Source organism: Sulfitobacter sp. R18_1 (assembly GCF_017743915.1).
Lineage (GTDB): Bacteria > Pseudomonadota > Alphaproteobacteria > Rhodobacterales > Rhodobacteraceae > Sulfitobacter > Sulfitobacter faviae.
In genome coordinates this window covers 1-14,029 of sequence record NZ_JAGHRG010000011.1, presented here as the reverse complement: position 1 = coordinate 14,029, position 14,029 = coordinate 1, and the positions used below count along the sequence as shown (strand labels likewise).

Here is a 14,029-nt window from a genome sequence, read left to right as displayed (position 1 = left end):
ATGGTCGCACTCTCACGCCGTCTCTTTCTGGGGGGCGCCGCGCTTGCCAGCCTCGGCGGCGGGTCTTGGGTCTTTCGCCGGGCGCAGTTGCAGGACCGGGCGGAGGAACTCTATGCCACGCCGGTGAGCGCGCCTTCGGGGCCGATGCAGGTCTATCATCTGGGGCATTCTCTGGTGGGCCGCGACATGCCCGCGATGTTGGCGCAAATGGCAGGGGCGGGGCATGGCTATCACAGCCAGACCGGGTGGGGCAGTTCGCTGCGCGATCATTGGGAGCCGGATGTGCCTGTGAACGGGTTCGAGCGGTCCAACGATCACGCGCAGCACCAGCCCGCCCGGGCGGCCATCGGCTCGGGCGATTACGACGCGGTGGTGCTGACCGAAATGGTCGAGATCGCCGATGCCATCCGCTATCACGACAGCCCTGACTACCTTGCCCATTGGGCGCGGCTGGCCCATGCCGCCCGGCCCGACATCCGCGTTTACCTCTATGAGACATGGCACCATACAGATGACGGCTACGGGTGGCTTAATCGCATCGACCGGGACTTGGATAAGTACTGGCGGCGGCAGGTGATCTATCCCGCATTGCAGGAGGCGGAGGTGCCCATTCATCTGATCCCCGCGGGGCAGGTCATGGCGGCCTTTGTCCGGGCGGTCGATGCCGCTGGCGGGGTGGGCGGTATCAACAGCCTGCATGACCTTTTTTCGCGCGATGAGAATGGCCGCCCCGATACGATCCACTTTAACGATCAGGGGGCTTACCTCGTGGCGCTGACCCATTACGCGACGCTCTATCACCGCTACCCGGCGGGGCTGCCAAATCAGCTGAGCCGCGCCGACGGCACCCCGGCGGCGGCCCCAAGCGCTGAGGCCGCCGCACTGATGCAACAGGTGGTCTGGGACGTGGTCCGCGCCCATCCCGACAGTGGGGTCGCGGCATGAGCGGTCTGGGCGGGCTGTTCTCGGTCCTGATGGTGGGCCACAGTCTTTTCGGGGCCGACGGGCCGGATATGCTGCAAGAGGCGCTGCGCGCCGGGGTGGGCCAAGGCGAGGTGCGCGCGCAGATCATCAACGGCGCGCCCCTGCGTTATAATTGGGACGAATCTGACCGGGCCGAGGGCGTGGATGCCCGCACGGTCTTGCCCGAAGGGCAGACCACCCATCTGATCCTGACCGAGGCGATCCCGCTGGCCAATCACACCCGCTGGTCGGATACCGAAGTCTATGCGCAGGCTTTCTTTGGCCTTGCTGCGGCGGCCAATCCAACGGTGAAGGTCTATCTGCAAGAGACATGGCATTCGCTGAAAAGCGGCAGCGGAGAGGCAGTGGCCTATGACGACCACGCCCATATCCCTTGGCGCGAACGGTTGCAGAATGATCTGCCCGCGTGGGAGGGGATCGCATCGGCGGTGCGCAGTTCGGAGAACGCGACGATCGAGGTGATCCCAGCCGGGCAAGCGATGGCCCGGCTTTATGATGAAATCGCCGCCGAAAGCATCTCCGGGCTGACCGGGATCGACGCGTTTTTCGCGGATGACATCCATCTGAACGACCTCGGCCACTACTTCGTTGCCATGGTGCAATATGCCACGCTGACGGGCAAAGACCCGCTCGGGCTCCCGACGGATTTCAATGACCGCTGGGGCAAGGCTTTCGACACGCCGGACGCCGATCTTGCGCGGGCGTTGCAACTTGTGGCTTGGGAGACGGTGCAGGACTATCAGAGCGGTGCCGTGATGCCGGCGCCCCCCGCGACGCGGCCGGTGGCCGAGGACAACGCCCAGACCGCGCCGATAGCCCCGACCGGCCCGCCCGCGGCCAGCCCGGCCAGCGATGCGCCCGAGGCGGCGAAACCTCTCGATCCGCCAGCCCCATTTAAGATTACCGCCCCCGAGGAGGCCGTTGCGGGCACCCGCGACATGGGCATCGGCCTCGCCGCCATCGCGGATTGGAGCGTGCAAGCGCCGTTCCTCGACCTGATGAAAACCGCCCGCCCGTGGCTTGGCCATGTCGCGGGGCGCTTTGGCGGGATGGAATATGCGCAGCTTGTCGAAGGCGGCTATCTCGATGCTGAGGGCTGGCCAGTGAAGATGCCGCGCGAACTTGGCAGCATTGGCACGCTAATCCTCACCGACATGCCGGCGCAGGCGACGACGCTCAAGGGCCGCTATCTGCTCCGCTTCAAAGGGCAGGGCGTGATTGAGGTCACGGGCCGGGCCGAGAATGTGCGCTATGGCAAGAACGAGGTGCGGTTCGACTATGCGCCGGGGCCGGGCAGTGTCGACATTCGCATTCAGCGCATGCACCGCAGCGATCCGCCGCGTGAGATCACCGTGGTCCGCGAAGACCGCGTCGCCGATTACGACGCCGGGGCGCGTTTCAACCCTGATTGGACGCGGCATCTGACGGGGATGAAGGTGCTGCGCTTCATGGATTGGATGGCCACCAACGACAGCCCCATCGCCACTTGGGAAGACCGTCCGCGCCCCGAGGACGTGACCTATGCCCTGCGCGGCGTCCCGGTGGAGGTGATGGTCGCATTGGCCAATGAACTGGGGATCGACCCGTGGTTCAACATGCCGCATCTGGCGGATGATGGCTATGTGACCGCCTTTGCGACCTATGTCGAAGAGGCGTTGGAGGGCGAGCGCAAAGCCTATGTGGAGTTCTCGAACGAGGTGTGGAACTGGCAATTCGCGCAGACCCAATGGGCTGATGAGATGGCGCAGGCCCGCTGGGATGAGGCCGAGAAGGGGATGCAGTTCTACGGTCTGCGGGCCGCCGAAGTGGCGCGCATCTGGACGGATGTTTTCGGCGGAGAGGCCGAGGCGCGGTTGCGCAATGTGATCGCGAGCCAAACGGGGTGGCTGGGGCTTGAGCGCGAAGCCTTGGACGCGCCGCTTTACGTGGCCGAGCAGGCGGGCAACAGCGCCCCCGCCACGGCCTTCGATGCCTATGCGATCACCGGGTATTTCGGCGGCGTGCTGGGGTTGGAGGAGAATGCCGAATTGGTCAGCGGCTGGCTGGCCGATAGCCTTGCCAAGGCCCGCGCCGAGGGGGAGGCGCAGGGGCTCAGCGGCGCGGCTTTGGCCGATTATATCGCGGCCCACCGCTTTGATGCGGCCACGGCCCTTGCGACGCAGGACCTGCGCAACGGTGGCACCAGCGGCTTGGAGGCTGACACGCTGGCCGATCTCATTGGCCGGGTTTGGCCCCATCACGCCGCCGTGGCGCGGGCGCATAACCTCGATCTGGTGATGTACGAAGGCGGCAGCCATGTGGTCGGCCTCGGCGCGCAGGTGAATGACGAAGGGCTGACCGCGTTCTTTCACCATCTGAACTACGCCCCCGAGATGGGCGCGCTTTATACCGATCTGATGGCGGGCTGGCTGGCCGTGGGCGGGCAGCTTTTCACCCATTACTCCGATGTCTATGCGCCGACGAAATGGGGCTCTTGGGGGGCGCTGCGCTATCTGGCGGATGACAATCCGCGGTGGGACGCTTTGACCGCATGGAAGTGACCAACGCGTTCCAAGGGGTGAGCGTGTTGATCCCCGCCCATGATGAGGCCGACTGGCTGCCCGCTTGCCTTGACGCGCTCTGCGCCTCCGCGCCGCTGGCGGGGCCGGTCGAGGTGATCGTCGTGGCCAATGGCTGCTCGGACAACACCGCCGAACTTGCCCGCGCGGCGATCCCGTCGTTTAAGGCGCGGGGCTGGGTGTTGCGGGTGCTGGAACTGGCCCAAGGTGGCAAGCTTGGCGCGTGGAACGCGGGCGAGGCGACGGCGCGGGGGGGCGTGTTGGTCTATCTCGACGCCGATGTGCTGGTGTCACCGCCCTTGCTGAGCCAGTTGGAAGAGGCGCTGGCCGGGGACGCGCCGCGCTATGGCAGCGGGGTGCCGCGGGTGACGACCTCGGGCGATTGGGTGACGCGCCATTACACGCGGTTCTGGCGGACGACCGGTTTCATGACCCATGGCGTGCCGGGCTTTGGTGTCTTTGCGATGAACCGCGCCGGGCGGGCGCGGTGGGGGCCGTGGCCCGATATCATCTCGGACGACACTTTCGCGCGGCTGAACTTTCGCCCCGAGGAGCGTATCGCCGTGCCCGCCCGCTATGACTGGCCGATGATCGAAGGTTTCGCGCCGTTGGTGCGGGTGCGCCGGCGGCAGGACGCGGGCGTGGCCGAGGTGGCGCGGCTGTTCCCCGAATTGATGCACAATGACGATCCCCATGACCGACTGCGCCCCTTTTGGCGGCGGGCGCTGGCCGATCCCTTGGGTGCGCTGGTTTTTGTGGCCGTGCGGCTGACGATCCATGCGCCGATTTTGCGCAGCGCGAACCGCTGGGTGCGGGGGCGCTAGCGGGCGGCCTCTTGCATGTGCTGGGCGAGTTTCGCCGCCTCACGGGCGACATCATGGCGTGCAAAGACCCGGCTGCGGGCCTTCGTGCCCATTTCCTCTAGCGCGGGGAGGGGGGCGTCATGCAGGGCGGCCATCGCCTCGGCCAAGGCTGCCACATCGCCTGCGGGCACCAGCCATCCGGTCTCGCCCGGCTGCACCAATTCCGGCGCGCCTGCGATATAGGTGGCGATCACGGGGCGGGCGGCGGCCATCGCCTCCATCACCACCATGGGCAGACCTTCGGCGAAACTGGGCATCACCAGCGCATGGGCGGCGCCAAGTTCCGCCGTCACACGGGCCTCATCGACCCAGCCGGTCAGGATGACGCGTTCTTGCAGGCCGTGGCGGGCGATCTCGGCCTCGATCGCGCCGCGCAGGGGGCCGTCGCCGATCAGGGTCAGATGCAGATCGGGGTGGCTGTCATGCAGCCGGGCCATGGCGTCGATCAGGGCAAGCTGGCCTTTCTGCTCTACAAACCGTCCGATGGAGACGAGACGGCGCGGGCCATCGGGCAAGGGGGCGGCGGCCGCGAATTTGGCGGGCTCGATGCCGCAATGAACGACCTTGATGCGCGGCCAATCCGCCGGGGCGACCCAACGGCACAGCTGGCTGCGCCCGAATTGGCTGATCGCCACGGCGAAGGCCGCGTGGTGGATTTTCGCGCCGAGCGAGAGGGCACGCGGGCTGTCAAATTCCTCGGGCCCGTGGATGGTGAAACTATAACGCGGCCCGCCCAGCCTGTGGCAAAGCATCGCGACCATCGCAGCGTTGGTGCCGAAATGGGCGTGCAGATGTTGGGTGTCACTGCCCTCAAGCCGGGCGCGCAGATAACAGGCCTCGGCCAGATAGATCAGATGGCGGGCCAGCCCCGTCTCGGCCCGGCGGGCAGCTTGCCAGACGTCGCGCAGCGCTTGGCCGAACCGCCGCGGCGCGCGCAGCATCAGGCGCAGACTGGCACGGGCGAGGGCGCTGCCACCGGCGGCCAGCACATACTGGGTCGCTGCCGCCTCGGCCTTGTCCTGCGGATCGACCAAAGGGACATCGGGGCTGCGCATGGCGAAACGGTCCACCTCATGGCCCGCCGCCTCGAGCGCCGCGATCTCGCGCCGGATGAAGGAATGCGAGGGCTGCGGATAGGTGTTGAGGATATAGGCGATCTTCACGGGCGGTGCGGCCTTGGCTTGGGGCTGATAAACCTTGTTACCCGCCCGCTTGCCACTGGCACAAGGGCGGGCAAGGCTTTAGGCTTTCACAGAGAACTGGCAGAGGCGCAGCAACGGGTGTTTTCCAAGCTTTCCCAAGCGGTAACGGGCAATCGCCTGATGGCACGGGCATTGCGCTCGACCTCTTGGATCGTCTTGGGTTATGGCGGCTCGCAGGCGATCCGGCTGGCGTCGAACCTGATCCTCACGCGGCTGCTCTTTCCCGAAGCCTTTGGTCTGATGGCGCTGATACAGGTGGTGATTGTCGGGCTGACGCTGTTCTCGGACGTGGGCATCGCCCCCTCCATTGCGCAGAGCAAGCGTGGCGATGATCGGGACTTCCTCGATACCGCTTGGACAATCCAAGCGATCCGTGGGGCGTGCCTGTGGCTTGTGGCCTCCGCGCTGGCTTGGCCAGTGGCGGCGTTTTACGACGAGCCGCTCCTGCTGACCTATCTCCCCATCGCGGCGCTGAGCCTTGTGGTGGCCGGGTTCAACCCGACACGGATCGAAACGGCGCATCGGCATCTGCAAATGGGGCGGCTGACGCTGCTGGACTTGACATCGCAGGTGATCGGCATCGCGGTGATGATCTTGGGCGCGGCGCTCTATCAATCGGTGGCGGCGTTGGTGATCGGCGGTGTGGTGAGCGCCTTGGCGAAGCTGGCGCTGACCCATGCCTTCCTGCCGGGGCCGGGCAACCGCTTTCGCTGGGAGCGTCCGGCGGTGCGCGAGTTTGTGCATTTCGGCAAATGGATCTTCCTGTCGACCATGTTCTGGTTCTTTGCCAGTCAGGGCGACAAGGCGATCTTGGGCAAGTTCCTCTCGCTCGAAGGGTTGGGCATCTACAATATCGGCTATTTTCTGGCCAGCTTTCCGCTGCTGCTGGGGCAGAATGTCACCGGGCGGGTGATGATCCCGATCTACCGAGAGGCGGGGGGCGGCGGTCATCCCAAGCTCAAGCGGATGCGCTATGGGCTGAGCGGAGGGCTGCTGGCGCTTTTGGTGGTCATGGCGCTGGCGGGGCCGTGGCTGGTCTCGGTCCTCTATGACCCGCGCTACCTGCAAAGCGGCGCGATTCTGGTGATGTTGGCGCTGGCGCTGATGCCGCAGGTGATCGGGATGACCTATGATCAAGCGGCCCTTGCCGCGGGGGATTCGCGGCGGTTCTTCATCTCTTCGGCCTCAAGGGCCAGCCTGCAAGTGGGGCTACTGCTGGCGGGGGTGATCACTGCCGGTTTGCCGGGGGCGCTGATCGGGTTGGGGGCCGCGATGGTGCTGTCGCATCTGGTGCTGATCTGGCTCGCAAGGGCGCATGGGGTCTGGGACGCGCGGCATGATCTGTTTTTTACCCTTTTGGGGCTGGCGCTCGGCGCGCTGGCGCTTTGGCTGCATTGGGATCGGGTGCTGGGGCTGAGCGCCACGGTCTGAGCGGTTCACCCCTTTTGCTTGCGGGCCATCCGCGCGGCGCGGCCTTCTTTCCCGGCCTTCAAGCGCTCCTGCCAGACTTTGCCCAAGGTCCGGCGCTTTTCGCGCGGGCTGAGGTCGGGGATCGACACGACAGGGATCAACCCCGTCTCGCGCGTCATCTGCCGGGCCGAGCGGATCACCGGGCGGCGCAGTTCCAGCAGGAAGGCCACGATCAGCGCCAGCGCCAAGCTGGCCACCCCCCCCACCGCCGCGCGTTTCTTGCGGCTGAGCGATACGGGGTAATCGGGCAGTTCGGCCTGCTCCAACGTGATCAGCTTCTCGCCCCGCTGATCGGATTCAAGCGAGAAGCCCACCTCCGCCTCGTTCCGGCGGGCGGTGATCACCTCCAGCTGGTCTTGCAACTGGGTCAGACGGCGTTCGAACCGGGCCAGCTCCCGCTCAACCTCGGGCGAGGTTTGCAGGCTGGCGGTCAGGGTTTCGCGCTGTTCTTGCAGCAGGTCGCGCTGCGTGGTCAGGCTTTCGAGCGTGGCATCCAACTCGGCCTGTTCGCGGGCGATGGTGGCAGCGCGGGCATCGGGGTTGACCCGATCGCGCGCCAGCCGCGTGGCGATGATTTCACGGTCAAGTTCAAGAATGGCGTCATTGAGGCTGCTGATCTCGCCGCGGCGAAACTCAAGACTGCCTTCGAGCGACAGATCGTTTTCGGTGCGATAATCCGCCAGTTCGGCCTCAAGTTCCGAGATGTCGCGGATCAGGTTCTGCTCTTGGCGCTGGAAAAACTCCAAGGTTTCTTGGGTCTGGCTCTGGCGTCGGGCGGCGGACATCTGGCGCGTGCGGTCGGCGAATTCGCGGGCCACGGCCTGCGCATCGGCGGGGTTGTCCATCTCGGCGGTAAAGGTCATGACCGAGATGGTGCCGTCATCCGCATAGCCTTCGCGCGGGGCCGCGACGCCGGTGATGGTGACTGAACGGCGCAGCAGATCGACTTTCTCGGACATGCGCAACGCGGTCAGATCGTCATAAAGATCAAAGCGTTGAATGATATCGACCAAGGTGCCGCGCGCCATCAACTGCTGTTCGATCAATTGCAAACGGCGCGCCGAAGACCCTTCGACCGTGGAGGGGGCCAGATCATTGGCGATCTTGGGCTGCTCGATCTGGATGACTTCGGAGGATTGGTAGACATGCGGTGTCGCAAGCGCCCAATAGACCGAGGCGATACAGCCCAGAAGCGTGATCAAGATAATCACGCCCGCGCGGCGGCGGATCATGTCGATGAAGTCATCGAATGTATAGATCGGTCCCATGTGCCTCTTTCCAACCTGCCCAAAGCCCCCGACCGTTGCCCGGCGGAGTTTCCCTGCCTAGATCAGATGACTTGGGCGATAATAGGGCGCAAGCAAGGACGGCGACAGGGGGTGTCAGGCATATTTCGGCAGGCTTGAGGCCCGCGCCCGGTTCAGCACGATGCCCAGAAGCGGCACCTGACCTTCGAGCATCCGTTCGCATTCGCGCAGGTGACGCGCCATGGTTTGGCTGCCGTCGGAGATCAGCAAAACACCGTCTAGTTGCGGCAAGAAAGCCGAAAGATCGTCATGCTCCAGCATCGGCGGCATGTCGTAAAGGACGATTTCAGGCTGGAGCGAGGCGCGCAGGCGCAGCAGGGTCTCCGCCGTGGCGCTGTCTTGCAAGATTTCGGCGGCGTTCACTTCGGCCCGGTCGTTCAGGCCAAGGGCGAGCGTATCGCTTACCCGCAGCATCCCCTTGCCGAGGTCGGCACGGCCACTGAGCAGATCGCTCATCGCGCCGGGGGCTTGCATGTCAAAGGCGCGGGCGAGACCGGGGCTGCGCATGTTCATGTCCATCAAAACGGTGCGCGATCCCGGCACCCGCGACAGGCTCAGCGCCAGATTGGTCGCCGAAAAGCTGTTGCCGCAGCCCGAGGTGGGGGCGGTGATGGCGATATTGACCCAGCGATGCTCTAACGTGGTTTGACGCAAGCGCGTGCGCAGCAGGTCAAAGGCCCGCGCGGCGGCGCTGTTGCGATGATCGTCAACCAGCGGCATGTCGCCGCCGGGGCCGGGGGTGGCGATTGGCAGGTCTTGCCAGCGCGGCGCGCGGTCGTCACCGATGTAGCGGGAAACGGCAGGGACGGCGGGCAGGCTGTCTTCAAAGGTCAGGTCGCCTTCGGAGAAATCGCCGTCGAACTCATCTTCATGGTCGATCACGGTGCGGCGCGGGCGGATGCTGTGGCGCATCCCCGGGCCGCCGAACTGCGCCGTCACGTCGCTGTTGTCCGCGCCGAGGGCATCGGATGCGTAGAGGTCTCTCATCGTCTTCCCTTTCGATTTCTTGAACATGAGGCGCTGGATTTCTCGTTATTGCCGGGCGCGGCGAGCATCGCTCAGCACCCGGTTCGGCGCAAGACGACGCCGACGGTTTTCAGCAAAATGGTCAGGTCCATCGGCAGCGACAGATTGCGGCGATAGGCGGCGTCGACCTCATTGCGGTAGGTGAAACGGCTGTTGTTGCGGGCCGAGACCTGCCACAGCCCGGTGATGCCGGGGCGCAGCGCGAAATAGGCTTTCGCATCGCCATACATCTCAAGCTGGTCGGGCATCATGGGGCGCGGGCCGATCAGGCTCATGTCACCTTTGAACACGTTCCATAGCTGCGGCAGCTCATCCAGCGAGGTTGCCCGCAGGAAAGCGCCCACCCGCGTGATGCGCGGATCGTCCTTCAGCTTTTGCATCTCATCCCATTCCGCCCGCATCGCCGGATTCGCGGCAAGGTAGCTTTCCAGCACCGCGTCGGCATCGCGCACCATGGTGCGCAGCTTCAGGATGGAGAATCCTTTGCCGCCTCGGCCAAGGCGCTTTTGCGTATAGAAGGGCTGACCGCTTTCGATCCACAGCGCCAGCGCGCAAAGCGCGATGATCGGCAGAGCGATAGGCAGGGACACGAGGATCAGCAGCCGGTCGAGAAGCGGTTTCGCGTAGCGGCCATAAAGGCCGGTCGGACGCAGACGAAGGGCCGCCAGCGCGCGCGGCGCGGGCAGCACCGCAGTCCCCGCCATGGCAGGCTGCGCACGGCCCAGCACCGGACCGGCGATCACTTCCATCGAGCCATAGGCATGGCTGTGTGCGTCAAAGTACTTCATTCCAAACCCCCCAGGGTTCAATCGCATTCATTCGGACCGTTTCGGCCCACGGCGCCTTCGCACCGCTCCGTCTCAACGACCTATCCGGCCTATACGTTCAGGTAGGATATGTATCATTTGTTACCACCTTTTCGCCTTATTCGATCCTTTTTCTCAGAAACAGACTGTTTCGCGGGGCGGCGGGCAGGTGGAGATTTAGGAGTGAGTTGAGGGCGTTATGGGGGCGCCATGGGGTGCAGCTGTGTGGCGTTCGATGGTGGAGGGGAGGGCGTGCGCAGGCGTAGATTGGATGCCAAAACGTTGATAAATAAGGGTCTTATGGGGTGCTGGAGTTCCGAGTAGTCATCTGCCTCAGGTCTCGGCCGCTAAGCCTGTGCGCCTTCGGATAGCGAGGGGATCTAGGCGCAAGCCACCCCCCGTCGCGCAATTCTCACAATAATGTCAGGGCGATAAATGGGCGACAGTTGGGCGCAGGGCGCAGGTGGGCGAACGCCAGAAACCCCGGATCGGCAGCGCGATTCCGAGGGGATTCTTTAGTGCCTCTGGAGGCTTGTCTTTGGATTTTGGAGAAGAAAAGTGGCAGCCCGTAGGGGAATCGAACCCCTCTTTCCAGGTTGAAAACCTGGCGTCCTAACCGATAGACGAACGGGCCACTCTTTTGTCAGATCAGTGCAGCGTTTAGTGTGTGCTGCTCTGTCTGTGAGCGGACGTTTAAGTAATACTGCGGGGGGCTGCAAGCGGAAAAATGAAGTTTCTTCAGAAAAAGTTTTCAGGCCCGTGCGGCGTCCTCCAAACGCAGTTGAACGGTGCGCCGACCGCGGAAATTGTTAATGTCGAGACGGCCTGCGAGGTGGAAACGCGCGCCGCCGTGGTTTTCCAGCGCGGGGCCGAGGGGGCCGTCGTAAGCGCCAAATGAAATCGCCTCGAGATTCGCGCCGAGGCCGTCGCCAAAGCTCACTTTGAGGTGGTTCTCGCCCACGCGTTTGGCAAAGCGGATTTGCATGTCCGCAAAGGCATAGCGCGGGGCAGGGGCGCCGGCGCCGAAGGGGCCGGCTTGGTCGACCATCTCGGCCAGTTCCACGGTGGCCGCGCCGGGCATCATCATGCCGCAGAGGTTGAGGTCGGCAGGGCCTGCCAAATGCGCGCCCTGTTTGGTGAGCAATTCGCCCAAGCGCGCCATCGCCGCGTCGATCTTGTCTTCCGCCACCGTCAGGCCCGCGGCCATCTTGTGCCCGCCACCCTTGATCAGCAGCCCTTCGGCAGCCAGACGCTGAATCGGCGCGCCGAGGTCGATACCGCTGATCGAGCGGCCTGAGCCTTTGCCGATGCCGTCTTCGACCCCGATGACGATAGAGGGGCGGTTGGCGGCTTCTTTCAGGCGGGAGGCGACGATGCCCACCACGCCGGGATGCCAGCCGGGGCCAGCAGCCCATGCCAGCGGCCCGTCAAAGCCGCGTTCTTCGGCCTGTGCCATGGCGCTGGCGCGCACGGCGGCCTCAACCTCGCGGCGGTCGGTGTTGAACTGGTCCAGCCGTTCGGCGAGGGCCGCGGCCTCATGCGGGTCGGCGGTGGCCAAGAGCCGCGCGCCAAGGTCGGCCTGCCCGATGCGCCCGCCTGCGTTAATGCGGGGGCCAAGCAGAAAGCCCAAGTGATAGGCCGTGGGGGCCGTGTCCATCCGCGCCACATCCGACAGGGCGGCAAGACCGGGCCGCGCGCGCCGGGCCATGACCTTGAGTCCCTGACGCACGAAAGCGCGGTTCACGCCTGTGAGCGGGGCCACATCGGCGACGGTGGCCAGCGCCACCAAGTCGAGCGTGGCCATCAGGTCCGGCCCCTTGCGCCCCGCTTCGCGCAATTGCCGCCCCACTTCGACGAGCATCAAGAACACGACCGCAGCGGCGCAGAGATGCGCCAGCGTGCCGTCTTCGTCCTGTCTGTTGGGGTTCACCACGGCTAGCGCATCGGGCAGCGTTTCGCCGCCAAGGTGGTGGTCCAGCACGATGACATCCGCGCCCTTGGCGGCGGCGATGGGGCCATGGGACAGCGTGCCGCAGTCGACGCAGACGATCAGGTCATGCTCGGCAGCGAGGGCCGACATCGCCTCGTCATTGGGGCCATAGCCCTCGTCGATACGGTCGGGGATATAGAGCGTTGCGCGGTGGCCCATGTCGCGCAGCCAGACCAGCAGCAGCGCAGCGGAGGAGCCGCCGTCAACGTCATAGTCCGCGAAAATTGCGATGCGCTCGCGGTTTTGCAGGGCCGAGAGAAACCGCGTTGCTGCCGCCTCCATATCGCGCAGGGAGCGGGGGTCGGGCAGCAGGTCGCGCAGGGCGGGGGCCAGAAAGCCCGCCGCTTGGGTGTCGACCACGCCGCGGCGCGCCAGCACTTGGCACACCGGGTCGGGCAGGCCCGCGCGCTGCACCAGCAGTTCCGCCGCGCGGGTCAGTTCCACGTCAGGACCGATCCAGCGCCGCCCGGTCAAAGATGTTTCGACACCGAGAAAGCTCATGCGGACCTCATTTGGCCGTTATGGAAGGGGGTGGGGAGGGCCAGTCTGGCCCTCACTCCGCCGGGGTGCGGTAGTTGATGCGACGGACCGAGCCGGTGCGCGAGCGCATGATCAGCGTCTCGGTCGTCAGCCAGCCTGGCTCGCGTTTCACGCCCGGCAGGATGTTGCCGCCGGTGACGCCTGTCGCGGCAAAGATCACGTCTTGGGTGACCATCTCGTCGCGCGAATAGATGCGGTCGAACTCGGTGATCCCGGCCTTGGCGGCGCGGCCCTTTTCGTCTTCGTTGCGGAACAGCAGGCGGCCATACATCTGCCCGCCCATGCATTTCAGCGCCGCAGCGGCCAGCACGCCTTCGGGCGCGCCGCCTTGGCCCATATACATGTCGATGCCGGTTTCAGGGTCGGCGCAATGCATCACGCCAGCCACGTCACCGTCGGTGATCAGACGGATGGCCGCACCGGTGGCGCGGACCTCGGCGATCATGTCGGCGTGGCGGGGGCGTTCGAGGATGCAAACGGTGATGTCGGACGCCGCGCAGCCCTTGGCGCGGGCCAGCGCTTCGACACGTTCACCGGGGCTCATGTCGAGGGTGACGACATCGGTCTCAAAACCCGGGCCGATGGCGAGCTTGTCCATATAGGTGTCCGGCGCGTGCAGCATGGAGCCGCGCGGACCCATGGCGATCACGGTCAGCGCGTTGGGCATGTCCTTGGCGGTCAGCGTGGTGCCTTCCAGCGGGTCAAGCGCGATGTCCACGCCGGGGCCTTTGCCAGTGCCGACCTCTTCGCCGATATAGAGCATCGGGGCCTCGTCCCGCTCACCTTCACCGATGACCACGACGCCCGCGATATCGAGCATGTTGAGCTGTTCGCGCATGGCGTTCACGGCGGCTTGGTCGGCGGCTTTCTCGTCACCCTTGCCGATCAGCTTGGCCGAGGCCAGCGCGGCGGCTTCAGAAACGCGGGCGAGGCCCAGAGAGAGCATGCGGTCTTGGAATTCGGCGGAAGCGGTCATGGAGTGTCCTTGGGTGCAATGTGTTTTCTGTCCTGTACCCTCGCGCGGGCCTCGGGGCAAGTTTTGGGTTTGGGAAGGGGCTGCCCCTTCGGCCGAAACTGCCACCCCGGCCCGGGAACAAGCCGCAGGCGCCGGGCCATCGCCTGCCCGCCTCGTCACGCCGAAGGCGTGCCGGTCTATCTAGGCGCACCTTTGGTGCGACCGGGTAGGCGATTTGTTGGGGCTGGGTGCGCCCCCGCGGGCGCACATTAGGGTTGAGCCATAAAGTAGCACGAAGCACCGTCTCATCTGTCTCTTATACACATCT

General features: G+C 65.3%; 10 protein-coding genes and 1 tRNA gene. 4 read left to right on the top strand and 7 right to left on the bottom strand.

The genetic code is table 11. The features are described 5' to 3' along the window. Genes J7392_RS19220 through J7392_RS19210 form a run of 3 tightly spaced genes read left to right on the top strand, consistent with a single transcriptional unit; the run spans window position 1 to window position 4,366 of the window. On the top strand, window positions 1-945 hold the full coding sequence (locus J7392_RS19220) for a hypothetical protein (RefSeq protein WP_209218974.1): 945 nt from the start codon (window positions 1-3) through the stop codon (window positions 943-945). Then, the gene (locus J7392_RS19215; RefSeq protein WP_209218973.1) at window positions 942-3,524 is read left to right on the top strand and encodes a hypothetical protein; all 2,583 of its coding nucleotides are present in this window, start codon (window positions 942-944) and stop codon (window positions 3,522-3,524) included. The genes J7392_RS19220 and J7392_RS19215 overlap by 4 nt, the downstream gene beginning before the upstream one ends. Continuing rightward, window positions 3,515-4,366, top strand: a complete 852-nt coding sequence (locus J7392_RS19210; protein WP_209219115.1) for a glycosyltransferase family 2 protein — start codon at window positions 3,515-3,517, stop codon at window positions 4,364-4,366. Before J7392_RS19215 ends, J7392_RS19210 begins: the two co-directional genes overlap by 10 nt. Here the strand turns inward: J7392_RS19210 and J7392_RS19205 are convergent. Next, a complete protein-coding gene (locus J7392_RS19205) occupies window positions 4,363-5,568 on the bottom strand; it encodes a glycosyltransferase (protein WP_209218972.1) in 1,206 nt (401 codons plus the stop codon). The genes J7392_RS19210 and J7392_RS19205 overlap by 4 nt on opposite strands. Before the next feature lie 159 nt (window positions 5,569-5,727). On the opposite strand from J7392_RS19205, the gene J7392_RS19200 reads away from it, so the two are divergent. Further along, the gene (locus J7392_RS19200; RefSeq protein WP_209218971.1) at window positions 5,728-7,038 is read left to right on the top strand and encodes an oligosaccharide flippase family protein; all 1,311 of its coding nucleotides are present in this window, start codon (window positions 5,728-5,730) and stop codon (window positions 7,036-7,038) included. A 5-nt stretch (window positions 7,039-7,043) separates the two neighbouring features. Here the strand turns inward: J7392_RS19200 and J7392_RS19195 are convergent, their stop codons facing one another. The 6 genes from J7392_RS19195 to glpX form a co-directional block, all read right to left on the bottom strand. After that, window positions 7,044-8,345, bottom strand: coding sequence for a DUF874 domain-containing protein (locus tag J7392_RS19195; protein WP_209218970.1), 1,302 nt, complete (start codon window positions 8,343-8,345; stop codon window positions 7,044-7,046). Window positions 8,346-8,459: 114 nt separating this feature from the next. Beyond that, entirely contained in the window at window positions 8,460-9,371 is a 912-nt protein-coding gene (locus J7392_RS19190) for a CpsD/CapB family tyrosine-protein kinase (RefSeq protein ID WP_209218969.1), read from the bottom strand. A 71-nt stretch (window positions 9,372-9,442) separates the two neighbouring features. Continuing rightward, window positions 9,443-10,198: a sugar transferase gene (locus J7392_RS19185; RefSeq protein ID WP_247744665.1), complete on the bottom strand. Its 756-nt coding sequence runs from the start codon at window positions 10,196-10,198 to the stop codon at window positions 9,443-9,445. Window positions 10,199-10,775: 577 nt separating this feature from the next. Further along, window positions 10,776-10,850, bottom strand: a tRNA-Glu gene (locus J7392_RS19180). 117 nt (window positions 10,851-10,967) lie between these two features. Beyond that, window positions 10,968-12,707 carry a single-stranded-DNA-specific exonuclease RecJ gene (recJ, locus tag J7392_RS19175; protein ID WP_209218968.1) on the bottom strand — a complete coding sequence of 580 codons (1,740 nt, stop codon included), beginning with the start codon at window positions 12,705-12,707 and terminating at the stop codon, window positions 10,968-10,970. Window positions 12,708-12,759: 52 nt separating this feature from the next. Next, window positions 12,760-13,722 (bottom strand): class II fructose-bisphosphatase, encoded by a 963-nt coding sequence (gene glpX / locus J7392_RS19170; RefSeq protein WP_209218967.1) that lies wholly within the window; start codon window positions 13,720-13,722, stop codon window positions 12,760-12,762. Between the last annotated feature and the right edge of the window lie 307 nt (window positions 13,723-14,029).

Excerpts from the sequence above, each read along its gene's own strand:
- glpX (WP_209218967.1), bottom strand. The coding sequence starts at position 13,722 with ATGACCGCTTCCGCCGAATTCCAAGACCGCATGCTCTCTCTGGGCCTC.
- J7392_RS19200 (WP_209218971.1), top strand. The coding sequence starts at position 5,728 with ATGGCACGGGCATTGCGCTCGACCTCTTGGATCGTCTTGGGTTATGGC.
- recJ (WP_209218968.1), bottom strand. The coding sequence starts at position 12,707 with ATGAGCTTTCTCGGTGTCGAAACATCTTTGACCGGGCGGCGCTGGATC.
- J7392_RS19195 (WP_209218970.1), bottom strand. The coding sequence starts at position 8,345 with ATGGGACCGATCTATACATTCGATGACTTCATCGACATGATCCGCCGC.
- J7392_RS19190 (WP_209218969.1), bottom strand. The coding sequence starts at position 9,371 with ATGAGAGACCTCTACGCATCCGATGCCCTCGGCGCGGACAACAGCGAC.
- J7392_RS19220 (WP_209218974.1), top strand. The coding sequence starts at position 1 with ATGGTCGCACTCTCACGCCGTCTCTTTCTGGGGGGCGCCGCGCTTGCC.
- J7392_RS19215 (WP_209218973.1), top strand. The coding sequence starts at position 942 with ATGAGCGGTCTGGGCGGGCTGTTCTCGGTCCTGATGGTGGGCCACAGT.
- J7392_RS19185 (WP_247744665.1), bottom strand. The coding sequence starts at position 10,198 with ATGAAGTACTTTGACGCACACAGCCATGCCTATGGCTCGATGGAAGTG.
- J7392_RS19210 (WP_209219115.1), top strand. The coding sequence starts at position 3,515 with ATGGAAGTGACCAACGCGTTCCAAGGGGTGAGCGTGTTGATCCCCGCC.